Source organism: Phytopseudomonas daroniae, assembly GCF_004327275.1.
GTDB classification, from domain to species: Bacteria; Pseudomonadota; Gammaproteobacteria; order Pseudomonadales; family Pseudomonadaceae; genus Aquipseudomonas; species Aquipseudomonas daroniae.
In genome coordinates, this window is sequence record NZ_QJUJ01000007.1 from 15560 (window position 1) to 38087 (window position 22528).

At 61.9% G+C, this 22528-nt stretch carries 19 protein-coding genes, 2 pseudogenes and 1 riboswitch; of the genes and pseudogenes, 12 read left to right on the top strand and 9 right to left on the bottom strand.

Annotation, left to right across the window (positions count from 1 at the left end; genetic code table 11):
• Nucleotides 1–13: 13 nt before the first annotated feature.
• The 12 genes and pseudogenes from DNK10_RS16570 (at nt 14) to mntP (ending at nt 11413) form a co-directional block, all read left to right on the top strand.
• Complete coding sequence (locus DNK10_RS16570; RefSeq protein WP_131192316.1) at nt 14–1525, top strand: aldehyde dehydrogenase; 1512 nt, start codon at nt 14–16, stop codon at nt 1523–1525.
• A gap of 33 nt (nt 1526–1558) precedes the next feature.
• Entirely contained in the window at nt 1559–2635 is a 1077-nt protein-coding gene (locus DNK10_RS16575) for an LLM class flavin-dependent oxidoreductase (RefSeq protein WP_131192317.1), read from the top strand.
• Entirely contained in the window at nt 2632–3462 is an 831-nt protein-coding gene (locus tag DNK10_RS16580; RefSeq protein ID WP_131181507.1) for an alpha/beta fold hydrolase, read from the top strand. Before DNK10_RS16575 ends, DNK10_RS16580 begins: the two co-directional genes overlap by 4 nt.
• Nucleotides 3459–3773, top strand: coding sequence for an NIPSNAP family protein (locus tag DNK10_RS16585; protein ID WP_131181506.1), 315 nt, complete (start codon nt 3459–3461; stop codon nt 3771–3773). The genes DNK10_RS16580 and DNK10_RS16585 overlap by 4 nt, the downstream gene beginning before the upstream one ends.
• 184 nt (nt 3774–3957) lie before the next feature.
• Nucleotides 3958–5163, top strand: coding sequence for a quaternary amine ABC transporter ATP-binding protein (locus DNK10_RS16590; protein WP_242674720.1), 1206 nt, complete (start codon nt 3958–3960; stop codon nt 5161–5163).
• Nucleotides 5072–6055 carry an ABC transporter permease gene (locus DNK10_RS16595; RefSeq protein ID WP_244216275.1) on the top strand — a complete coding sequence of 328 codons (984 nt, stop codon included), beginning with the start codon at nt 5072–5074 and terminating at the stop codon, nt 6053–6055. Before DNK10_RS16590 ends, DNK10_RS16595 begins: the two co-directional genes overlap by 92 nt.
• Nucleotides 6056–6164: 109 nt before the next feature.
• Complete coding sequence (gene proX / locus DNK10_RS16600; RefSeq protein ID WP_131192318.1) at nt 6165–7199, top strand: glycine betaine/L-proline ABC transporter substrate-binding protein ProX; 1035 nt, start codon at nt 6165–6167, stop codon at nt 7197–7199.
• 521 nt (nt 7200–7720) lie between these two features.
• Nucleotides 7721–9088 (top strand): Na+/H+ antiporter NhaA, encoded by a 1368-nt coding sequence (gene nhaA / locus DNK10_RS16605; protein ID WP_131181503.1) that lies wholly within the window; start codon nt 7721–7723, stop codon nt 9086–9088.
• A 15-nt stretch (nt 9089–9103) separates the two neighbouring features.
• Nucleotides 9104–9187 (top strand): annotated as a pseudogene (locus tag DNK10_RS16610) (fumarylacetoacetate hydrolase family protein); the annotation flags it as partial.
• A gap of 409 nt (nt 9188–9596) precedes the next feature.
• Nucleotides 9597–10361: an SDR family oxidoreductase gene (locus tag DNK10_RS16615; RefSeq protein WP_131181502.1), complete on the top strand. Its 765-nt coding sequence runs from the start codon at nt 9597–9599 to the stop codon at nt 10359–10361.
• A gap of 17 nt (nt 10362–10378) precedes the next feature.
• Nucleotides 10379–10483: pseudogene (locus DNK10_RS16620) on the top strand (NAD(P)-dependent oxidoreductase); the annotation flags it as partial.
• 192 nt (nt 10484–10675) lie between these two features.
• Nucleotides 10676–10848: riboswitch (yybP-ykoY riboswitch) on the top strand.
• Nucleotides 10847–11413, top strand: coding sequence for a manganese efflux pump MntP (mntP, locus tag DNK10_RS16625; RefSeq protein WP_131192319.1), 567 nt, complete (start codon nt 10847–10849; stop codon nt 11411–11413). It overlaps the preceding riboswitch by 2 nt.
• Nucleotides 11414–11801: 388 nt before the next feature.
• Here mntP and DNK10_RS16630 read toward each other — a convergent pair whose 3' ends face one another.
• The 9 genes from DNK10_RS16630 to DNK10_RS16670 all read right to left on the bottom strand — a co-directional run bounded on the left by DNK10_RS16630 (nt 11802) and on the right by DNK10_RS16670 (nt 22524).
• A complete protein-coding gene (locus tag DNK10_RS16630) occupies nt 11802–12839 on the bottom strand; it encodes an NADP(H)-dependent aldo-keto reductase (RefSeq protein ID WP_131192320.1) in 1038 nt (345 codons plus the stop codon).
• 21 nt (nt 12840–12860) lie between these two features.
• Complete coding sequence (locus DNK10_RS16635) at nt 12861–13862, bottom strand: aldo/keto reductase (RefSeq protein ID WP_131192321.1); 1002 nt, start codon at nt 13860–13862, stop codon at nt 12861–12863.
• Between the two features lie 27 nt (nt 13863–13889).
• Complete coding sequence (locus DNK10_RS16640) at nt 13890–15242, bottom strand: LLM class flavin-dependent oxidoreductase (protein ID WP_131192322.1); 1353 nt, start codon at nt 15240–15242, stop codon at nt 13890–13892.
• Between the two features lie 185 nt (nt 15243–15427).
• Complete coding sequence (locus DNK10_RS16645; RefSeq protein WP_131192459.1) at nt 15428–16786, bottom strand: MFS transporter; 1359 nt, start codon at nt 16784–16786, stop codon at nt 15428–15430.
• Nucleotides 16787–16890: 104 nt separating this feature from the next.
• On the bottom strand, nt 16891–17400 hold the full coding sequence (locus DNK10_RS16650) for a flavin reductase family protein (RefSeq protein WP_131181497.1): 510 nt from the start codon (nt 17398–17400) through the stop codon (nt 16891–16893).
• Nucleotides 17401–17607: 207 nt separating this feature from the next.
• Nucleotides 17608–18438: an NADPH-dependent oxidoreductase gene (locus DNK10_RS16655; protein ID WP_131181496.1), complete on the bottom strand. Its 831-nt coding sequence runs from the start codon at nt 18436–18438 to the stop codon at nt 17608–17610.
• Nucleotides 18435–19781: an LLM class flavin-dependent oxidoreductase gene (locus tag DNK10_RS16660; RefSeq protein ID WP_131181495.1), complete on the bottom strand. Its 1347-nt coding sequence runs from the start codon at nt 19779–19781 to the stop codon at nt 18435–18437. The genes DNK10_RS16655 and DNK10_RS16660 overlap by 4 nt, the downstream gene beginning before the upstream one ends.
• 266 nt (nt 19782–20047) lie before the next feature.
• Nucleotides 20048–21154 carry an LLM class flavin-dependent oxidoreductase gene (locus DNK10_RS16665; RefSeq protein WP_131192323.1) on the bottom strand — a complete coding sequence of 369 codons (1107 nt, stop codon included), beginning with the start codon at nt 21152–21154 and terminating at the stop codon, nt 20048–20050.
• Nucleotides 21155–21411: 257 nt separating this feature from the next.
• Nucleotides 21412–22524: an ABC transporter substrate-binding protein gene (locus DNK10_RS16670; RefSeq protein ID WP_131192324.1), complete on the bottom strand. Its 1113-nt coding sequence runs from the start codon at nt 22522–22524 to the stop codon at nt 21412–21414.
• Nucleotides 22525–22528: the final 4 nt, after the last annotated feature.

A 22528-nucleotide genomic window follows, 5' to 3' on the forward strand; every position in this document is an offset into this window, starting at 1 on the left:
AGCAGGAAGGCTCATGAAAACGACGGTTCACTCACTCGAAGGTAAGCGCCTCGACCTGTTCATCGATGGGCTATACACAGCCCCCGGCAGCGGCCGCTATGTCGACAGCTTCGACCCCACCACCGGGCAGGCCTGGTATCAGTTTGCCGAGGCCGATGCCAGTGATGTGGATCGTGCCGTGCGCTCCGCCCGCCAGGCATTCCTCAGCCCCGCCTGGCGGCGCATGACCCAGACCGAGCGCGGCAAACTGGTTCGCCGTCTGGCTGAGCTGGTGCTGGAGAACGCCGAGCAACTGGCCCTGCTGGAAACTCGGGACAACGGCAAGCTGCTACGTGAGATGCGTGCTCAGATGCGGGCCTTGCCGGACTCGTACACCTACTTCGCAGGAATGGCGGACAAGCTGCAAGGCGACACGATTCCGGTGAACAAGCTCGACCAGTTGAACTTCAATATTCGCGAGCCGCTGGGTGTGATCGGCATGATCACCCCGTGGAATTCACCGCTGATGCTGCTGACCGGCACCCTCGCGCCATGCCTGGCCATCGGCAACACCGTGGTCATCAAGCCCTCCGAACATGCCACTGCGTCGACCCTGGCGCTGGCCGAGCTGATCATGCAGGCCGGCTTCCCGGCGGGCGTGGTCAACGTGGTCAGCGGCGGTGGCGCCGTCACCGGTGAAGCCCTGACCCGGCACCCGGATGTCGACAAGTACGTCTTCACCGGCAGCACTGACACCGGGCGGCGCATCGCCGGCAATGCGGCGAACAACCTGGCACCTTGTCAGATGGAGCTGGGTGGTAAATCGCCCCATGTGGTGTTCGCCGACGTCGATATCGAAAAAGCGGTCAACGGTGTGGTCTCCGGCGTATTCGCCGCTGCCGGGCAGACTTGCGTGGCGGGATCACGTTGCTTCGTCGAGGCCAGCATCTACGAGCGCTTCGTCGAGGCGCTGGTAGCCCGTACGCAACGTATCACCGTCGGTCATCCGATGGAGGAGGGTACTGACATCGGCCCGCTGGCGTTGCAGGCACAACTGCAAAAGCTCCAGCATTACGTGGCCTCGGGCGCGAGCCAGGGCGCGCGCGTAGCCGTCGGGGGCAAGCGGCCAGCCAGTTCCGAGTTGGCCCAGGGGTGGTATTTCGAGCCCACGGTGATGGCCAATGCCAGCAACGGCATGACTTTCATGCGCGACGAGTTGTTCGGCCCGGTGGTGGGTGTGGCGCCGTTCTCCTCGGAAGAGGAAATGATCGCCCTGGCCAACGACACACCCTACGGTCTGGCCTCGGGCGTGTGGACCCAGAACATCGATCGTGCTATGCGCTTCGCCAGCCGCATCGATGCCGGCACGGTATGGATCAACACCTATCGCTCGGCCGCCTACATGTCCGCCAATGGCGGTTTCAAGGACAGCGGCTACGGGCGCCGCGGCGGCTTCGACGTGATGCGCGAATTCTCGCGCGCGAAGAACATCGTCATTGATTATTCCGGCGCTATGCAGGATCCGTTCGTGATCCGTCTGCGCTGATTCTCCACCAAGCGTCTGCCCAGGGGGATACGCATGAAATTCGCAGTTGCCATCAGCATGGAACGCTCGTCGCCGAATGTGTCCATGAAAACCGTCATCGCCAACGTGCTGGAGCTTGCGCGGATGGCCGATGAGGGTGGTTTCGAAACGCTATGGACATCCGAGCACCACACGCTCGAGTGCACCATTGCGCCCAACCCGTTCCAGACCCTGGTCTGGCTCGGCCAGCACACCCAGCGGATTCGTCTCGGCACCGGCACGCTCGCGGCGGCGTACTGGAATCCGATCCGCTTGGCTGCCGAAGCCGCGCTGTGCGATCACTTGATCGATGGCCGTCTGGAGTTCGGTATCGCTCGCGGCTCTTACCAGTATGAATTCGACCGCATGAACCCCGGTGTGCAGCAGCGTGAAGGCGTCGGCTACATGAAGGAACTGCTGCCGGCGGTGCAGAAACTCTGGCAGGGAGATTACGCCCATGCGGGACATTACTGGAATTTCCCGCTGACCGCGGCCGTGCCCAAGCCCTTGCAGAAGACCCCGCCGATCTGGGTGGCGGCCCGTGATCCGGGCACCTTCGACTGGGCCTTGAGTATCGGTGCGAACATCATGTCCACGCCGCTTTCTCTGCCTGCCGCTGAAATCCGGGTGCTCAGCGAGAAGTTCGAAAAGGCCGTGGCCGATCATCCCGAAATGCCGCGTCCGCGTTTCATGATGCAGCGGCGTACGTGTGTGTACGCCAAACCCGATGACTGGGAGGTGCCGGTGCGCCACAGCATGGATTTCGGGCGCACCTTCGAGAACCTCATGCAGAACATCGGCACGGTGAGGGATGGTTTTCCTGAAGCCGTATCCTTCGAGAGCGTGAAGGGCAAGGAGAACTACAACCCGGAAAGCATTCGTCGCAACCTGATGTTCGGTACGCCCGAGGAGGTCATCGAGAAATTGCTGGACTACGAGGCGGCCGGGGTCGACCAGTACTGCCTGGGACTGAGTTTCAACCTGCCGTTCGAGCAACAGAGGCAGACGTTGCGCCTGTTCATCGATGAAGTCATGCCGTTCTTCGCCGAGCGTGGGCATCAGCGCGACCGGCAACGGGCGCTGAGCCTATGAGCGGCCTCGCACGGGATCGCCGACTGAATGTCGGCAAGGTCACCTTGAATTATCGTGTCGACGGTGCCGGCACCGAGCCGCTGCTGTGCATTCATGGCGTCGGATCCAGCCTGCTGGCCTGGGAGGGCGTGGTTCAGCGGCTCAAGGAACATTTCACGGTATTGACCTTTGACCTGCGCGGTCACGGCGATTCGACGCGGCTCAAGGGCCGTTATGAGATCGACGAGATGGTCGATGAAGCACTGGCGCTGGCCGATGCCGTTGGCTTTCTCAGGTTTCATCTGGCCGGGTTCTCTTTGGGTGGCCTGATCGCGCAACGGCTTGCCTTGAGTCATCCGCAGCGGGTTCGTCGGCTGGTGTTGCTGTCCACCGTCGCTGGGCGCAACGAGGATGAACAAGCGCGCGTGCTGGCGCGACTGGACGCCTTGCAGACGGGGGATCCCGGCTCGCATTACGACGCTTCGCTGTCGCGCTGGCTGAGCGAAGACTTTCAGATGAAGAACCCTGAGCTGGTCGCGCAGTTACGCCAGCGCAACGCGCAGAATGACCCCGAGTGTTATGCGGCGGCCTACAGGGTACTGGCGCAGAACGACTTCGGCGATGTGATCGAGCAGATCCGTTGCCCGACCCTGATCGCCACCGGGGCTGACGATGCCGGCTCCAATCCTCGTATGGCATCGTTCATGCATGAGCGCATAAGAGGATCGCGCCTGTGCATTCTGCCCGGCTTGCGCCATTCGATCCTGACCGAGGCACCGGAACTGGTGGCGTCGATGATGCAGGGCTTCCTACTGCAAGCGACGACGGCAAGCAGGGATCGGGCATGATCCTCGAAGAACGCATCTATCGCATCCGTTCGGGGCAGATGGGCCGGTACCTTGCGCTGGTACGCGAAGAAGGTCTGGCGATTCAGCAGCCGATACTCGGGCGCCTGATCGGCTACTTCGTCACTGAAATCGGCCCATTGAGCCATATCGTCCACCTGTGGGCCTACGACAGCTTCGAGGATCGGCAGCACCGCCGCCAGCTATTGGCTCTGGATCCTCGCTGGCAGGCGTTCATTCCCAGGCTCACGGCCCTTATCGAGAATTCGGAGAATCGCATCCTGTTACCGACCGACTTTTCCCCGTTGCAATGAATATAAAAGAGCATGGCCAAGAGGCCACGCCATTGAGCCCGTTTGCTGATGCGTGCTTGCTCACCGATAGAAAAGCGCAGTGCCTAGTAGATCCCTGAAGGGGCGGGCGCCGTCGCCAGTAACTGCCATAGCCAACAGATCGCGGTCTGGAAAATTCTGCATCTCATAATAAATGGAGGCACAGGTGAGTGAACGTTTGAAGATTGAGAACCTGTACAAGGTCTTTTCCTCGATTCCGCAGAGGGCCATGGAGCTCTTGGCGCAAGGCGCGAGCAAGGATCGGATACTGGCCGAGACCAGCATGGTGGTTGGCCTCAACGACGTCTCGCTGTCGGTTCCCAGCGGTGCGATCTACATGATCATGGGGCTCTCCGGTTCGGGGAAATCCACGCTCGCACGCTGTATCAACCGCTTGAACGAGCCGACGGCGGGTAAGATTCTGCTCGATGGTCAGGACATCGTCACTCTGAACGACAAAGACCTGCGTGAGATTCGCCGTACGCGCATTTCCATGGTCTTTCAGCATTTCGCGCTGTTGCCGAACAAATCCATTATCGAGAACACCGAGTTCGGGCTGAAGCTGCGTGGCATCCCGCTTGCCCAGCGTCGTCAGCGCGCCGAAGAAGTGCTGTCGGTGGTCGGTCTGTCGAAGTGGGCCTATCACTATCCCCACGAGCTTTCCGGGGGCATGCGCCAACGGGTCGGCCTGGCTCGGGCGCTGACCACCGATGCCGATGTGCTGATCATGGATGAAGCCTTCAGTGCGCTGGATCCGCTGATCCGCAGCGAGATGCAGGACGAGTTGCTGCGCCTGCAACGCACCCTGAAGAAAACCATTTTGTTCATCACCCACGATTTCCAGGAAGCGCTCAAGCTCGGTACACGCATCGCGATCATGGCCGACGGGCAGGTCGTGCGTGAAGGCACGCCGCAGTCCATCGTGCTTGAACCGGGCAGCGAGTACGTATGTGGTTTCACCCGCGAAGTCGATCGTTCCCGGCTGTTCGACGCCCGTTCGGTCATGCAGTCAGCGGCGACCGTCATGGACAGCGATGCCGGCCGGATCGTTGCCGACCAGAAGGCGCTGCGTCAGGGCGGGTTTGTGCTCACTGCCAGCAACCGCGTGATAGGGGTGCTCGATGCTCAGTCGCTGCGCCAGGTTCGCGCTGGCGAGCCAGCGACCAATCTGCTCTCGACCAACTTCGTCAGCGTCGCGGCCGACGCCAAGCTGATCGATGTTGCGCGCTTGCTGAAAAATGATCAGCCGGTGGCCGTGATTGACGAGGGTGGAGCATTCCTTGGAACCCTGGAGCCGGAAAACATTCTCGAATGCATCGGCACCGTCTCCTCGCCGCGCAATCTCTTACAAGAAGGGGCACGACATGCTTGAGGCACAAAACCTTGCCGTTTTTCCGGTGGATAGCTGGATTTCTGACAGCGTTCAGTGGCTGGGCATCTATTTCCGACCGGTTTTCATGGCGATCCGCTGGCCGGTTGAAAACCTGCTGGCGTTCAACGATTACGTGCTGCATGCCATCCCGTTCCCGGTGATGGTGGTGCTGATGTTCCTGATCGCCTATCGCGCCGCCAGTATCGGGATCGCGCTGTTCAGCGCCGTGGCTCTGGTCGTTATCGCGATGCTGGGCGTTTGGGATGAAGCGATGACTACACTTTCGCTGATCACCACAGCGATTATTTTCTGCCTGATCATCGGCATTCCCATGGGCATTCTCTGCGCTCGCAGCGAGAAGGTCTGGGGTGTGGTGCGACCGATCCTCGACATCATGCAGACCACGCCGACCTTCGTTTACCTGGTGCCGGTGGTGATGCTCTTCGGTGTCGGTACCGTGTCCGGCGAAGTCGCCGTGGTGATCGCCGCCGTGCCGCCGCTGATTCGCTTCACCTACCTGGGCATCCGCATGGTCGATCAGGAGATCGTCGAGGCCGGGCTGGCATTCGGCGCCGACAAACGTCAATTGCTCTGGGAAATCCAGCTACCGATGGCCATCCCGACCATACTCGGCGGCCTCAATCAGACCGTGCTCACGGCGATGGTGATGTCGGTGGTGGTGGCGATGATCGGTGCCGAAGGATTGGGACTGGTCGTGCTGCAGGGATTGGGCCGGCTGGATGTCGGACGCGCGGCAGTGGGTGGCATCGCCATCGTGCTGCTGGCCATGATGCTCGACCGCATCACGCAAAAGCTCGCCCATCCGGTGAAGCGAGGCAAGCGTAAGTCGCTGTTCAAAAGGCTCATCAGGCCCCACCAGGTCAACGCCTGAGGAGACGAGGCCGCTGAGCCATGGAATAACAATGAGCGACGGTGTTCATGGCCGCGATCTGGCTACGAGAAGCAACTGCCATCACTAATGGATAGGTCAAGGGGGCATCATGAAATACAGGTTCAAGAGCGTGCTTGAAACGGTCGCCGCGAGCTTCTTCATCGTCGCGACACTGGGCAGCGCAGCGGCGGCCGATCTGCCCGGAGAGGGCAAAACGATCCGCCTGGCACAGTCTGACAGCATGGGCGCCAACTACGTGCTGACCCAAATCACCCGACAGGCGTTCGAGCAGCTGGGCTATGGTGTCAGAGTGAGTACGATCAATTCGAACCTGTTTTTCCAGGCCGCTGCCCAAGGTGATCTGGACATCGCCATGGATCTGAATTTCCCACAGCGTAAGCCAGGTTTCGACAAGGTCGAGAAGTACGCGCAAACGCTCGGCGAGGGATTGATTCAGGGCGGCGGTTACAATGGCTACCTGATCGATAAGAAGACCGCTGACGCCTACGGCATCACCTCCCTCGAGCAACTGAAAGATCCGAAGATAGCCGGCCTCTTCGGCAAGAACGGCAAGGCTGAACTGATCAACTGTGATCCGGGCTGGAGTTGCGGCGATGTCGTGGAGTACCAGTTGGACGAGTTCGGGCTCAAGGACACCATCTCTTCGGTACGCGGCAAATACGAGGCCTTGATGTTCGAAGTGATCGCCCGCGAGAAACGCGGCGAGCCGGTGTTTTTCTACGCGTGGATTCCTTCGTGGATGACCAACTCGCTGGTGCCGGGCAAGGACGTGGTCTGGCTGCCGACGCCGTTCGATGCGCTGCCGTCCAGCGTGCCGAATGCTGGCTCGGCATTGACTCCGGGGGTTCCGGGATGCGCCGGCGGTGCTGATCCGTGCCGCATGGCGATGGCCGCCTGGAACTGGATGCCGGTGGCCAACAAGGACTTCATCGCCGCCAACCCGGCGGTCAAGACCTTTACCGAGCAGGCTTCGTTCTCTCGCGACACCTGGTCCTACTGGGAGAAGTCCATCAGTGAAGAGGGCGCCAGCGAGCGCAATATTCGTAAACTGGCCGATGCCTGGATCAGCGAAAACCAGGCGACCTTCGACGCCTGGATGAACCAGGCCAAGACTGGCGGTTGAGGCATTCGACCGAGCCAGGCTGAACAGGGCATGCCGGCAGTCTCTGCTGCGTGCTCCCTCGCATTTGATCGCCAGCAGGCAGACTTCGCGAGCGACATCGACGAGCGTCCGAGCATGCGTCGCATCGCGGCTTTGCGCGCCATCCATGGTCGGTACGACGCCGAGCCCGCGCACTTCACCAGTGCGCGGATGCTTCGACCTGCAGCGTAGCCGCTGCCCACGCCGCATCGAGATCCTGCTACTGATCGCTGCGCTGACGGCAGAGCCGATCTTCGGTGTCTTCGGCGCAGAGAGATCAGCTCAATGTGGTCATAGCGTCCAACTGGCAGTAGAGCTCCGTAGAGCAAGCCACTCACCATTGGGCCCACCGTCGCGTGGGCCCAATGCTTTCTGCTCCATAAAAGCCGACAGTCGACCATCTTCCATTCACTGTGTAGGATGACCACCGGGTGTTAGCCGCATGTTGCGGTGTGACAGGTTCTGTTACGTTGGTCGGGCCGCCACGCGGAGTCCGTTCGTCCATGAAATCGCGCCCGTTTCGTCAGGATATTCCCCGTGCCCAGCGTTTGGCTGAGCACGCTTTCGCTTTTATCCGCCGTCTTTTCAACCGTGAAGCCTTCAGTGGCGTCGTGTTGCTGCTCGCCACGGCGGCAGCGCTGATCTGGGCCAATTCTCCCTACGCTGATAGCTATCACGCGCTCTGGCATGCCCCTGTTTCGTTTGGCTTCGGGAGCATGAGAGTTTCCCAGTCCCTGCATTTCTGGATCAACGACGGTCTGATGACCCTGTTCTTTCTGGTCGTCGGCATGGAGATCCGCCGCGAAATACATGACGGCGCGCTGGCCGATCTGCGTCAGGCGTCGCTGCCGATCGCTGCTGCCTGTGGCGGGGTGATAGTGCCGGCGCTGATCTATGCCAGTCTCAATCATCAGGGCGCCGGGCTGCATGGCTGGGCGATTCCGGCCGCTACGGATATCGCTTTCGCCGTCGGGCTACTGGCCTTGCTGGGCAAGGGGATTCCCTCCGGTGTGCGCATCTTCCTGCTGACCTTGGCAGTCATCGACGATGTCATCGCGGTGATTCTGATCGCGCTGTTCTATTCCGACGGGCTGGACTACAGCGGCTTCGCCGTCGCCGGTGTTGGTGCGCTGGCGGTGTTGGGACTGCAACGCATCGGCATCGGTTCGGCCTATGCCTATGTGCTGCCAGGGGCGCTGATGTGGGGCGGTCTGCTGATGACGGGTGCCCACCCGACCCTGGCCGGGGTGATTCTCGGCCTGATGACGCCGGTCATCTGCCTGCCTGCCCGCGAATTGCCGCGTGATGCGGTCAGCCGTATCGCCCGTGAGCTGGAGGATGATCGTGGCACCGCAGTGGCGTCCAATGAAGCGGCGCAGTCGTTGCGCGAGCTGCGTATTGCCCAGCGGGAACTGCTACCGCCTGTGGTGCGTGTGCAACTGGCGCTGCACCCGTGGGTCACGTTCGGTTTGATGCCGCTGTTCGCCCTGGCCAACGCCGGTGTAAGCCTGGGCGGTGTCGACTTGTCCCAGAGCACGTCGCACTGGGTGATGCTGGGTGTGGCCATCGCGCTGTTGGCGGGTAAACCCATTGGCGTGATCAGCGTTAGCTGGCTGATGGTGAGGTTTGGTGTGTGCCGCTTGCCAGACGATGTCTCCTGGCGTGGTGTCACCCTGATCGGCCTACTGGCCGGGATAGGTTTCACCATGTCGATCTTTATTGCCAACCTGGCTTTCAGCGATGCCAACCTGTTGGATGCCGCCAAGCTAGGCGTGCTGTTGGGCTCGCTGGCCTCGGCAACTCTGGGGCTTGTCTGGGGCGTACTCTATGTACGTCGTTTGCGTGGTGCTCAGCTGGCAAGTGGCACATAAGTACCGTTGGCCGAGTTCTGCGTGGGCCGCAACTATCCGTGGCCGGGCGCCAGCGGTGAGAGACCGGACGCACCGGTATTTTTCATGAAGCCGGCCAGTGCCGCCCTGAGCCCTGGCGATGTGATCAATGCCGGGATCAAGGGTGTCGCCGAGTTGGAAATGCGCGTTGGCAATCGGCCATAGAGCCTGTTCACGATCTGCTGTGCGTCACCTGCAGACATTTCATGTACGAGCGCAAAAAGGCGGAAGCGGACGCTCAAAAAACTGTGTTGGATGTGCCGGCCAAATGTCGGATTACGCCTGCGGCTAGGCTACGCGCCCCGATCCAACCTACAGGTCGTGGCCCGAACGTAGCCTGGATTAGCCGCAGGCGTAATCCGGGGCCGAAGGCCTGATTCATCGTTCAACGCGGATCATCGAACGACTGCTATCGCCTTATAACGTCTTATCGGTCAATTTCGGGCTCTGCTTCGCGAGATCGTGAACAGGCTCTCTGGAGGAAAAACACATGTCCCATGAAACCCTGAAGAAAGTCGCCCTGGTAACCGGTGCCGGCAGCGGCATTGGCAAGGCCGTTGCCGAGGTTCTGTTGGTCGATGGCTTTTCTCTGGTGCTGGCAGGGCGTCGGCCCGAGCCGCTGCAGGCTTTGGTCGAGGCCGCACGCAGCCGTGGGCAGGACGCCATTGCGGTGCCTACCGATGTACGCGATCCAGCCAGTGTCGATGCCTTGTTCGCCACCGTGGAGGAGGTCTACGGGCGGCTCGACGTGATTTTCAACAACGCTGGCGTCAATACGCCCGCCGTGACCCTCGACGAGCTGGATGTCGAGCAGTGGCGCAACGTCATCGACACCAACCTCAATGGTGTCTTTCTCTGCGCCCGTGGCGCGTTCCGCCTGATGCGCCGGCAAACGCCACAAGGCGGCCGAATAATCAACAATGGCTCGATCTCGGCACATACGCCGAGGCCCCACAGCAGTGCCTACACCACCAGCAAGCACGCGGTACTGGGGCTGACCAAATCCCTGGCACTGGATGGCCGTGAATTCAGCATCGCCTGCAGCCAGATCGATATCGGCAATGCCCTGACCGAGCTGTCGGTGCGCATGACCAAGGGCGTACGCCAGGCCAATGGCGAGATCGCCGTCGAACCCATGGTCGACGTCAGGCACGTTGCCGATGCCGTGCGTTACATCGCCGCGCTGCCGCTTTCGGCCAACGTGCTGAACATGACCGTGATGGCCACCAATATGCCCTTCGTTGGCCGTGGCTGATCCACGACGAATAGTCTGGTTACCTGATCAATATCGCCCGCGGCAAGCTGGTCAACGAGGCCGATCTGGTCGCTGCCTTGCAGAGCGGCCAGATTGCCGGTGCGGCGCTGGCTGAGTTCATTCCGGGAATTTTTTGCGGATGGCGGCTCTCGCTGAGCCGCTCTTTGGGGCCGCGGATCCGTTGTTCGGCCCCGTTTTACTACTGGCAGATATTCGTTGACCCTTCCGGTGGGCTCCCGAAACTGGTAGGGGCGGCTATTTTCCCCGGCAGAAAAAGTGGTTTTTTTGGCGCACGCTTTTGGGTAAAGTGCGGGCCTCTTTGGGGAGTAGCCTGCTTCTGAGTCCGCTCAGGAGCGTTCGTATCAACATTCTCGGCAGCAGCCGTGGTACGAACACCGTTCGGTTGGTGAGACCAATGACAGATACGTGCCTAAGGTCGGGCGCGTGTATCCGTCATTGACTCATAGCCCGACCGAGACGTAACCGTGAATCCCATTTCCCTCATCCTCCTGGCTTTCGCCATGTCCACCGATGCCTTTGCCGCTGCTATCGGCAAGGGCGCCAGTCTGCACAAAATCAGATTCATCGATGCCCTGCGCACCGGTCTGATCTTCGGTGTCATCGAAGGCATCACCCCCGTGGTCGGTTGGTTCATTGGCCAGGCTGCGGCCAGTTTCGTCGAGGAGTGGGATCACTGGATCGCTTTCGTGTTACTCCTGCTGCTGGGGCTGCACATGATTTACGCTGGCCTGCGCCCCGAGGCGGATGAAGCTCCGCAAAAACCTGACTCGCATTCGTTCTGGGTACTGGCGGTGACCGCGTTCGCCACCAGTATCGATGCGCTGGCCGTGGGTGTCGGCCTGGCGTTCGTCGAGGTCAATATCTGGGTCGCCGCGCTGGCGATCGGTCTGGCGACCATGATCATGGTAACGATCGGCGTGATGCTCGGTCGTGTGATCGGCACCGCCATTGGCCACAAGGCCGAGATCATCGGCGGCCTGGTGTTGATCGGTGTGGGCACGGCGATCCTCTATGACCATACGCTGCTTTGACGGAAAAACTCCCCAGTACGGCGTGCAGTGATGCAGCAACGGATAGCGCTTTTCTTTGCCAGCGCCAAGGTCAGGCTCATCTACGACCGAAAAAAGGCGCAAGCGGCCGTAGGGGTGGATGACGCTCTTTTCATCCGCCAGCCCGTAGGATGGGTGAAACCCATCGGCAAATTGATGGGTTTCACCCATCCTACGGGATCCATGGCACGAATGTAGCCTGGATTAGCCGCAGGCGTAATCCGGGGCCGAAGGCCGTGATCCATGGTTCAACGCGGGTCACCGACCGGCTACTTTCGCCTTCTGGCGTCACATCGCTCAAGCAGGGTTCCAGCTTGCGAGATGTGAACAGGTTGTAAGAGGCGTGAGCCAGAAAACCCACGCCCGAGGCTCAGGGCGCGGGGTTGGGCTGGTTGCGGTGGATGGCTTCCAGGGCAGTGAGCAAGTCGTCATCGAGTTGCAGCTCCACGCTGGCCAGGTTGCTGCGCAACTGCTCCAGGGTGGTGGCACCGATGATGTTGCTGGTCACGAAAGGTCGTGAGGTGACGAAGGCCAGGGCCAGTTGCGCCGGATCCAGGCCGCGTTCGCGAGCCAACTCAACGTAGCCTTTTGCCGCATGCTCGACCTGCGGGTTGTTGTAGCGCTGGAAGCGATCGAATAGCGCCAATCTGCTGCCCGCCGGGCGCGCACCATCCAGGTACTTGCCGGAAAGCACACCAAAGGCCAGCGGCGAATAGGCGAGCAGGCCGATCTGCTCGCGCAGGGCGATTTCCGCCAGGCCGATCTCGAAGGTACGGTTGAGCAGGCTGTAAGGGTTCTGGATCGACACCGCGCGGGGCCAGCCGCGGGTTTCTGCCAGATGCAGGAAGCGTGCTGTGCCCCAGGGCGTTTCGTTGGACAGGCCGATATGGCGGATCTTGCCGGCCTTGACCAGCTCGTCGAGTACCTCGAGGGTGTCTTCGATGGCGACGGACTGGTCGTCCGGGTCGTGGCTGAAACCGAGCTGGCCGAAGAAGTTGGTCTTGCGATCCGGCCAGTGCAGTTGGTAGAGGTCGAGGTAATCGGTCTGCAGGCGGTCGAGGCTGGCATCCAGTGCGGCGATGATGTTCTGGCGATCGAGGCGCGGATTGCCATCGCGGATGTGCTCCATGCGACCTGGGCCGGCGACCTTGCTGGCCAGCACCCAGTCGCTGCGGTCAGCGAAGCGGCGGAAGTAGTTGCCGATGATGGTTTCGGTGCTGCCGTAAGTCTTGCCGTTGGGCGGTACCGGATACATTTCCGCGGTATCGAGGAAGTTGACCCCGGCATCCTTGGCCAGACGAATCTGTTCGAAGGCCTGTGCCTCGGTGTTCTGTTCGCCCCAGGTCATGGTGCCAAGGGCGATGACGCTGACGTCGAGGTCGGTACGGCCGAGTGTGCGCTTGTGCATTAAGTACTCCTGTGCGGGCGATCAGTGCCGCCCGCTGACGAAATGGGCCGGGTCGTTGAAGCCGTGGGTCGAGGCGTGGCCGGGTGTGACCAGGCTGTCGATGAATGCCTCGTCCTCGCCATCCAGGCGCAGTTCGAGGGCGCCGACATAGCTCTGCCATTGCTGCAGCGTGCGCGGCCCGACGATGGCGGCGCTGACCTGCGGATTGGCCAGCACCCAGGCGATGGCGAAGCTGATCGGGTCGCTGCCGCGGCGTTGTGCATGGGCGGTGACCTGCTGGGCCAGGGCCAGTGATTCCTGGCGCCATTCGGTTTCCAGGATGCGTTTGTCCTGTCGCGCCGCACGCGATCCGGCATCCGGCTCGCTGCCGGGCTGGTACTTGCCGCTGAGCACGCCGCGGGCCAGCGGGCTGTAGGGAACCACGCCGAGGCCGTAGTAGCGCGCCGCCGTGAATTGCTCGGTTTCCGCCTGACGGTTGACGATGTTGTACAGCGGTTGGCTGGCCACGGGATCGTCGACGCCGAGGCGGCGGGCGATGTTCAGCGCTTCGGCCAGCCGCCAGCCGCGGAAGTTGGAAACGCCCCAATAGCGAATCCTGCCCTGGCGGATCAGGTCGCCGATGGCGGAAATGGTTTCCTCCAGTGGTGTGTCGTGATCCTCGCGGTGCAGGTAGTAGAGATCCAGATAATCGGTACCGAGGCGACGCAGGCTGCCTTCCAGCGCATCGAAAATGGATTTGCGGCTCAGCCCCTGGTTGGCTGCATGCGACCATGAGCGTGGGCTGCCGACCTTGCTGGCCAGCACCCAGTTGGAGCGGTCGGCGGCAATCGCACGACCGGTGATTTCCTCGGAAATACCAGCGTTGTAGACGTCCGCGGTATCGATGAAGTTGACGCCCAAGTCCCGCGCCTGATCGATAATGCGGCGCGATTCGGTTTCGTCGGTGGCGCCGCCGAACATCATGGTGCCCAGCGACAGCGGCGAAACCTTGAGGCCGGATTTACCCAGTGAACGGTAATGCACGTGCATTGCTCCTCTGTGGCGGGCGGTTCAGGCCACCGGTGTGCGTTCGCCCACGGTGGATTGCTGACGTGCCAGGGTATGCCGGTTGCCCGGTACCGGCAGACCGAGGTGGCCTCTCAGGGTATCGTGCTGGTAGTCATCGCGAAACAGCCCGCGTTCGCGCAGCAAAGGCAATACCTGGTCGGTGAACTTGGCGAACTCGCTATGGGCCGTGACGCGGATGTTGAAGCCGTCCACGGCTTCCTCGCGAAACCAGCGCTCGATTTCGTCGGCCACGCGCTGGGCGGTGCCGACGAAGGGCGAAGCGCGCTCCGAGAAATACAGTGCCGCCTGACGCAGGGTCAGGCCCTTGTCACGGGCAATACGCTGGATGCGCTCGGCATGGCCGCGGTAGCCATTACTGCCGAGATCGCCCAGCTCGGGGAAGGGCGCATCGAGATCGTACCGGGAGAAGTCGTGGTAGTTGAACGGACGCCCCAGTTGCACCAGCGCCTTGTCCAGATCCAGCTCGCCATTGAGGCTTCTTTCGATGCGCCGTGCCTCTTCATCGGTGTCGGCGATGATCGGCACGATACCGGGGAACAGCAACACATGGTCGGGATTACGCCCGGCGGCCTTGGCCCGTTGCTTGATGTCGCGGTAGTAGGCCTGTGCTTCCTCGAAATTATCCACGCCGGCATAAATACCTTCGGCGATTTCGCCGGCCAGGTGGCGCCCGGTTTCGGAAATACCGGCCTGGAAGATCACCGGCTGGCCCTGCCTGGAGCGGGCGATATTGAGCGGCCCGGCGACCGAATAGAACTCGCCTTCGTGGTCGAGCGCATGCAGGCGGCTCTTGTCGAGGAAGCGATCATTGGCTTTGTCGCGGGGAAAGGCGTCGTCCTCGTAGGAATCCCACAGCCCCTTGACCACGGCGACATGCTCGTGGGCACGGCGGTAGCGTTCGCCATGGTCGAAATGCTGTTCGCGGCCATAGTTGCCGGCGGCGCCTTCCAGGCCGGTGGTGACCACGTTCCAGCCGGCGCGGCCATTGCTGATCAGATCCAGCGAGGCGAAGCGGCGAGCGACGTTGAACGGGTGGTTGTAGGAGGTGGTCAGGGTGCCGACCAGGCCGATCTTCTCGGTCGCGCCGGCGACTGCCGAGAGCAGCGTCAGGGGCTCCAGGCGATTGAGAAAGTGCGGTGTGGTGTCTGGGGTGATGTAGACGCTGTCGACGATGAACACGTAGTCGAACTTGGCGGCCTCGGCCTGTTGCGCAAGACGCCGGTACCAGTTGATATCGACGCTTTCGTCGCCTTTGAGATCCGGGTGCTTCCAGTCGTTCTGCGTGCTGCCGACGCCGGTGAGGATGGCGCCGAATCTGAGTTGACGTGCCGGCATGAGAGGCTCCTGATGGCCAGTGGATGAGTCCGGCGGGGAGCTGCTTGGCAGACCTGCCGGCAGGGCGGATCTGAATACTAGGGGGAATGCGGCGAGTATCTAAATATTTTTATGTTGTATGCATATAAGATGCGTAATATTAATTATGTTTTGTCTTCTTCAGCGACTTCCCGATCCGTCCTGGATCAACCTTTGGCTACTGCCATGCCCGAGTCCCGATCCAGGCGCCGGAACAGCAAGGCCGAGGACAGGCACAGCAGGCTGACCAGCGCCATGGTCAGGCCGATATCCTCGATGCTGGGCATTTCATGGCCACGTACGCGCTGAATCAGCCCGAGCAGCAGGGCGGCGATGCACACCGCCAGGCTCATGCCCAGCTGTACCGCCATGGCGGACAGGGTGCTGGCTTTGCTGGCGCGACAGCTGCTGATGTCGGCGTAGGTCAGCGCGCCCATGGTGCTCATCTGCAGGGAGCGGGACAGGCCGCCGACGAACAGCATGAGGATCACCAGCAGTGCCGGAGTATCGGCCTGCAGGAGCGTACAGATCGCAACCGAGAGGCCGCCGATGACGGCATTGCAGAGCAGGATGCGTCGAAAGCCGAAGCGTCGCACCAGGCGTACGGAGATGAACTTGATCAGCAACGCACCGGCACCCCCGGCGAAAGTCAGCAGGCCGGCTTCCAGGGCGCTGAGGCCGAAACCGACCTGGAACAGCAGCACCAGCAGAAACGGTAGCGAAGCACTGCCCAGGCGAAACAGCGTGCCGCCCCACATCACGATGCCGAAGGTGGGAATACGCAGCAGCGAAAAGTCCAATAGCGGTGCCGACGAGCGCCGGGCATGACGGGTGTAGAGCAGGCCGAACAACAGACCATTGCCCAGCAGCGCGCATGACCAGAACCACTCCAGCGAGCGGCCATGGCCGAGGGATTCGAAGGCCAGTACCAGGCTGGCGAGTGCCAGGCTGCTGAGCAGAAAACCGGCAAGATCCAGCGGCTGGCGTTTCTGTCCGGGGTAGTCCGGGATGTGCCGAAGGATCAGCACGATCCCCAGCAGGCCGATGGGCAGGTTGATCAGAAAGATCCAGTGCCACGACAGGGTCGTCACCAGCAAGCCGCCCAGTGGCGGCCCGACCATCGGCCCCAGCAACGCCGGCATGGTGAGAAAGGCCATGGCGCGCATCAGGTTGGCCTTGCTGATCCAGCGCAGCAGAATGATCTGTCCGACCGGCACCATCATTGCCCCCGCGGTGCCCTGGCAGAAGCGCGCCAGGGAAAGCTGCAGCAGCGAGGTGGACAGCGCACAAGCCAGCGAGCTGATGATGAACAACGCGATGGCGACAATGAACAGACGCCGTGGGCCGTAACGCTCTGCCAGCCAGCCGCTGATGGGAATGAACATCGCCACGGCCAGCAGGTACAGGGAGACGATCAGGTTCATGTGCACGCTGGACTCGCCGAAATCCTCGGCGATCTCCGCCAGCGCGGTGAGCACGGCGGTGGAGTCGAGCAGTTCCATGAACAAGGCGCAGCCGATGATCATCGGCACTTTGCGGTCGAACGTCGCGTCGTTCTCCACGGTGCTGGGCGCGCCGCTGTTTACCGGGCGCGGCGCCTCGACATCGGGGTGTTTGTCCCCCGCGCCGCTCAGGAGAAGCGGCCGTAGCGGCCCGAAGAATAGAGCAACGGCTCCTGATCGCTGTGCCAGCAGTCCAGCACCTCGGCAATCGCCACCAGGTGGGTGCCAACATGGTGGAAATCGCTGATTCGACAATCGAAGCCAGCAGTGCTGGCCAGCAGCGCCGGGTTGCCACTGTCCAGTCGGCGCCAGGCGTGCTTGCTGAAACGCTGTTCTGGTGGCAGGCGGCCGGCGAAATCATTGGCGGCATCCACGGCGTCGGCACTCAGCACGTTGACACAAAAGCGCTTCTGCCGGATCAGATGCGGGTAGATGCTGGCGCCGCTGTTCACGGCGATCAATACGGTGGGCGGGTCGGCCGTCACCGAACTGAAGGCGGTGGCAGTCAGCCCGTAATCGGCATCGCCGCCAGCGCAGGTGATGATGTTCACCGAGGCGGCGGTGCTGCGCATGGCCAGCTTGAAATCGACGGCGTCGACGGTGTCGCTGAGGGGTTTTTCCAGAACGAGTACGGTCATGGGGACTCACGATTTTTGTGGTTTGGCTGTCAGGACTCAAGTTTCGAACAGGGCAAAGGGCGTTATAAAGCGTAAGCGGACGTAGGGTGGATGACGCTCTTTTCATCCACCATTGCGGTTGCAGAGCGGTGGACGGATCGGGCCGCGTAGGCAAGTGTCGTCCACCCTACGAAGGGCTGCTTGCGCCTTCATAGAGGGCGGTCTCGACTAACGAAGCGCCAGGCCCTGTTCGTTCAATGTATGGCTGATACGCTCGCGGCCGTGCAGGGACTCCACGCCCTTGAGGCGATTGATCACCTGCTCGCTCCAGCCCGGCGTGTTCTGGCCCTGAGCGCGGCTGAAGGCTGCGGCGGTTCCTTCATAGGCGGCGATCTGCTCTGGCTCGCCCTCGGTGCGGTAGGTCTCGCGGTGCAGTGTCACGGCCTGGGGCAGGCGTGGCTTGATCGCCGCTGGCTGCTGCGGATCGGTGTAACCCACGCACAGGCCGAACACCGGAAATACCAGGGGCGGCAGTTGCAGCTCGTCGATCACCGCCTGCAGGTTGTTGCGCAAGGCGCCGATGTAGACGGTGCCCAGGCCCAGCGACTCGGCGGCGACCACGGCATTCTGCGCGGCCAGCGCGGCATCGATGCTGCCGACCAGCAGGCTGTCCAGATAGGCCGGCGCCTGCAAGTGCACATCGCGCTGCTCGGCGATGCGCTGTGCTCGCGAGAAGTCGGCCAGCCAGATCAGCAACAGCGGCGCCTTGCGGATATGCGCCTGATCGTTGGCCAGGGTGGCCAAACGTTCCTTGCGCACAGGGTCTTCGATTGCCAGCAGGCTCCAGGCCTGCAGGTTGGATGACGTAGCTGCCGATTGCGCTGCGGCCAGCAGCGTTTCCAGGGTGCCAGCTGGCAATGGCCGCTCAAGGTAACTACGTACGCTACGGTGGGCGAGCAGGTGCTCGATCACCGGGTTGGCCAATAGCGCGGCAGGCTCGCTTGCGCCGCCGTAGCGTTGCTGCCAAAGATCCTGAAAAGAGGAAGTGGATGCAGTCATGCTGGCTCCTCGATGCGTTCGGGCACCCTGGGGGATCGTGTGTATCGATTCGTGGGTATCGGCAGCTCCAGATGACCGCGTAGCGTGCGGTGTGCGTAGTCATCGCGGAACAGGCCGCGCTCGCGCAGGATCGGCAGCACTTCGTTGGTGAAACGGGCGAATTCGCTCGGTGCGCCGACGTGGATGTTGAAGCCGTCCACGGCACCTTCGCGGAACCAGCGTTCGATTTCGTTGGCCACCGTAAGCGGCGAGCCGACGAAGCTGGAGTAGGGCTGGCCGAAGCGCAGTGCGGCCTGGCGCAGCGTCAGGTTCTGTTCCTGGGCCACGCGCTTGATGCGTTCGGCATGGCCGCGATAGCCGTTGCTACCCAGGTCACCGAGCTCCGGGAAGGGCGCATCGAGGTCGTACTGGCTGAAGTCGTGGTAGTTGAACGGGCGGCCCAGTTGCACCAGCGCCTTGTGCAGATCCAGCTCGCCCTTGCGTTCTCGCTGGATGGCCTGAGCCTGCTCATCGGTGTCGGCGATGATCGGTTCGATGCCCGGGAACAGCAGCACATGATCGGGGTTGCGGCCGGCTTCGGCGGTGCGACGCTTGATGTCGGCGTAGTACTCGCGGGCATCCTCGAAATTGTCCACGCCAGCGAAGATGCCTTCGGCAATGGTGGCGGCCAGGCCACGACCGGACTCGGACACGCCAGCCTGGAAGATCACTGGCTGGCCCTGGGGCGAGCGGGAGATGTTCAGTGGCCCGGTGACAGAAAAGAACTCGCCCTGGTGATCCAGGCGGTGCTGCTTGGCAGGATCGAGAAAGTGCTTGCTGACCTTGTCGCGTGGAAAGGCATCGTCCTCGTAGGAGTCCCACAAGCCCTGTACCACCGCGACGTGCTCATGGGCGCGACGGTAGCGTTCAGCATGGTCGATATGTCGCTCGCGGCCAAAGTTGCCGGCGGCGCCCTCCAGGCCCGTGGTGACCACGTTCCAGCCGGCACGGCCATGGCTGATCTGATCCAGCGAGGCGAACTGGCGAGCGACGTTGAAGGGCTCGGTGTAGGAGGTGGTCAGGGTCGCCACCAGACCGATCCTGTCGGTCGCGCCAGCCAGGGCGGAGAGCAGAGTCAGCGGTTCCAGGCGGTTGAGAAAGTGCGGGGCGGATTGCGGGGTGATGTACGGACTGTCGACGATGAACACGAAGTCGAACCTGGCCGCCTCGGCTGCGCGTGCCTGCTGCTTGTACCAGTCGATGTCGATGCTGGCGTCGCCGGGAATTTCCGGGTTCAGCCATTCCTGCTGGCTAGTACCCACACCGGTGAGAATGGCACCGAAATGCAGTTGTCGTTGCGTCATGGGTCGATCCTTTGCCCGCAACCGAGCAGTAAGGCCCATGGGCACCGGATGCCCATGGTTGGTGGAGGAGAGGCACAACAGTTGTCTATGTGGCTGTACGGCTGCAATGTGGCGGAAGCGGCCGCTCACTCCGTAGGGTGGATGACGCTCTTTTCATCCACCATTGCGATCGCAGAGCGGTGGACGGGTCGGGCCGCGTAGGTGAAGCGTCGTCCACCCTACGAAAGGCGGCTATCGCCTTGTAGCGTCTTTTCCGCCACTGGCTCCTAGGCGTTCTGAACCTTCTTGGCGCTGCCTTGCTGCTCGACCAGCGCACGGATGCGCGGTAGCAGATCCTGACCATACTCGACCGCGTCGCGCAGTTGATCGAAGCCGCGGAACAGGAAGGTGGTGATGCCGGCGTTGTAATAGTCCAGCGCGGCATCGGCAACCTGATCCGGTGTACCGACCAGAGACGTGGAGTTGCCGGCACCGCCGCTCAGTGCGGCGATTTCCGTCCATAGCCGCTTGTCGTGCACCTTGCGCTGGCCGGCCAGCTCGACCAGGCGCGAGGAGCCCGAGTTGCTGGTGCCGAAATTCTTGTCGCGTCGCTTGTTCTGGCGCAGATGGATCAACTCGCGAGCGTCCTGCAGAATGCGCTCGGCACGTGCCCAGGCTTCGTCCTCGGTAGCGCCGAGGATCGGGCGCAACGACAGGCTGAAGCGGATGTGTTTCTCGCGGCCATACCTGGCCGCAGCTTTACGCACTTTGGCGATGCGTTCACGAACCTGCTCCAGCGGCTCGCCCCACATCATGTACACGTCGGCGTGCTTGGCGGCGACTTCGACGGCAGCATCCGAAGCGCCGGAGAAGTAGATCGGCACATGGGGTTTCTGCACCGGCTTGACCAGTGTCAGGTTGTCTTCGACACGGTAGTGCTCGCCCTGGTGATCGAACGGCTCGGTGCTCGTCCAGACCTTGCGGAAGATATCCAGGTATTCCTCGGTGCGCGCGTAGCGGGCGTCCTTGTCGAGGAAGTCGCCATCGCGCTGCAGGTCGCCGCTGTCGCCGCCGGTGATCACGTTGATCGAGGCGCGGCCACGGCTCAGGTGGTCGAGGGTGGCGAACTGGCGCGCAGCGAAGGTCGGTGCCTGGAAGCCGGGGCGGTGAGCGACCAGCAGGCCCAGCTTGTCGGTCACTGCCGCGACGTAGCTGGCCAGGATCATCGAATCCGCTGCGCTGGTGTTGACTGCCAGTAGCGCCTTGTCGAAGCCACCATACTCCTGAGCCTGGGCGAAAGCCTTGATGAACTCCACGTCGACGACGGGGCCACGGGGCGCTTGCGACTCACTGCCTTCCTGCGGGCCGATCAGGCCGATAAATTCGAGACTCATTGCGGGGAACTCCTGTTCATTCGGTGGGGTGCCGCTTTGATGAGCGCGGCATCTGGATGCACGTCAGGGCAATGACCGGATACTAGAAAAGCCCTTATAAACATGCAAAGAACGTATAAAAATATACTTATAATATTTATATGACTTTTATTTTTGCGTTTGCAGCAATGACCTCGTCACGTGAGCTCACACGTGGGGTCGTCACTCCGCAAGCAGCGCAGGACACTGCTGCTTTCTACGCTGCTTGCTATGACGCTTTACTGATTGTCGCTATGTGCCACTGGCCGTATGCCTAGCGTATCTGCCCTGGCTCCCGTCAATTGCCGCTTTGCAGCCTCTGTTGCGGCGATCATGCTCGGGTTGAAGCCAGTGTCGAACAGACTGTCTATATCGGGCGTTCTGTCGGTGACGCCGAGCGCATGCCAGAACTCGGCTTCACGTTGGAAAGAGGCTTGCAGCACATCCTGCCGAGCGGTATCGAGGCCATATTCGGTCTGCGTCTTGCGCGCGATCTGCAGCATCACCTTTTCGTCCACGCGTGCCAGTTGGCTGCTCAGCTTCGCCCAGTCCTGCGGGTGTGCGGCAACCCAGACCGTGGAACGCGCCAGACGCTGGAGAAAATCATCGATAGCAGCGCGCTTGCTCGGATCGTCCAGAGCTTGCGCCGAAGCATACTGAATGGTGTAGGTATCCTCGCGGCTGCCCAGCCAACCCATCAGATGTAGATCTGGATGCGATTGCAGCACGCTGGCTTGTGGATCCCAGGTACCCCAGGCATCGATATGGCCAGCCAGAAGCGCAGCAAGCGCTGCATCGTTGGTCAGATGCAGTAGCTCGATGTCGCTGGCGTTGAGACCGTTCTTTTCGAGAGCCTGGCCGAGCAGGTACTGGGTGCCGGTACCTTTCATTATCGATACTCGCGCGCCCTTCAGGTCGCTGACGGAGCGGTAGGGCGCGCCCTTGCGCACCAGGATGGCGCCACCGGTTTCATCGGCACCCGCGGCCACGGGACGGCCGGCAGCGACCACCTTGACCCCGCTGGCGTTGTTGTTGGCCGCCTCGAACAGGATGCCCGTGGCGCCGCCGTTACCGCCGATATCGATGTTGCCGCCGCGCAGGGCTTCGAGCAGTGCTGGGGTTGCAGAGAACTCCGACCATTCGATGCGGTAGGGCACGTCCTCGAGTTGCCCGGCCACCTCCAGATAGGGACGGTTGCCGATCTTGTTCGGCGCGCCGACACGCAGCACGACCTTGGACAGATCGCTCTGCGGGTTTGCCGACTGGCTGCTGGTGGGAGGCTCGGTCTGCTCGCAGGCGCCGAGCGAGAATGTGAGCAATGCTGCAATGGAAGTTCGTATGAGTGTCTGCATGACG

What these genes read in the sequence shown, in the direction of transcription:
- DNK10_RS16570 (WP_131192316.1), top strand. Translation starts at nt 14, where the DNA reads ATGAAAACGACGGTTCACTCACTCGAAGGTAAGCGCCTCGACCTGTTC.
- DNK10_RS16575 (WP_131192317.1), top strand. Translation starts at nt 1,559, where the DNA reads ATGAAATTCGCAGTTGCCATCAGCATGGAACGCTCGTCGCCGAATGTG.
- DNK10_RS16580 (WP_131181507.1), top strand. Translation starts at nt 2,632, where the DNA reads ATGAGCGGCCTCGCACGGGATCGCCGACTGAATGTCGGCAAGGTCACC.
- DNK10_RS16585 (WP_131181506.1), top strand. Translation starts at nt 3,459, where the DNA reads ATGATCCTCGAAGAACGCATCTATCGCATCCGTTCGGGGCAGATGGGC.
- proX (WP_131192318.1), top strand. Translation starts at nt 6,165, where the DNA reads ATGAAATACAGGTTCAAGAGCGTGCTTGAAACGGTCGCCGCGAGCTTC.
- nhaA (WP_131181503.1), top strand. Translation starts at nt 7,721, where the DNA reads ATGAAATCGCGCCCGTTTCGTCAGGATATTCCCCGTGCCCAGCGTTTG.
- DNK10_RS16615 (WP_131181502.1), top strand. Translation starts at nt 9,597, where the DNA reads ATGTCCCATGAAACCCTGAAGAAAGTCGCCCTGGTAACCGGTGCCGGC.
- DNK10_RS16630 (WP_131192320.1), bottom strand. Translation starts at nt 12,839, where the DNA reads ATGCACAAGCGCACACTCGGCCGTACCGACCTCGACGTCAGCGTCATC.
- DNK10_RS16640 (WP_131192322.1), bottom strand. Translation starts at nt 15,242, where the DNA reads ATGCCGGCACGTCAACTCAGATTCGGCGCCATCCTCACCGGCGTCGGC.
- DNK10_RS16645 (WP_131192459.1), bottom strand. Translation starts at nt 16,786, where the DNA reads ATGATCATCGGCTGCGCCTTGTTCATGGAACTGCTCGACTCCACCGCC.
- DNK10_RS16650 (WP_131181497.1), bottom strand. Translation starts at nt 17,400, where the DNA reads ATGACCGTACTCGTTCTGGAAAAACCCCTCAGCGACACCGTCGACGCC.
- DNK10_RS16655 (WP_131181496.1), bottom strand. Translation starts at nt 18,438, where the DNA reads ATGACTGCATCCACTTCCTCTTTTCAGGATCTTTGGCAGCAACGCTAC.
- DNK10_RS16660 (WP_131181495.1), bottom strand. Translation starts at nt 19,781, where the DNA reads ATGACGCAACGACAACTGCATTTCGGTGCCATTCTCACCGGTGTGGGT.
- DNK10_RS16665 (WP_131192323.1), bottom strand. Translation starts at nt 21,154, where the DNA reads ATGAGTCTCGAATTTATCGGCCTGATCGGCCCGCAGGAAGGCAGTGAG.
- DNK10_RS16670 (WP_131192324.1), bottom strand. Translation starts at nt 22,524, where the DNA reads ATGCAGACACTCATACGAACTTCCATTGCAGCATTGCTCACATTCTCG.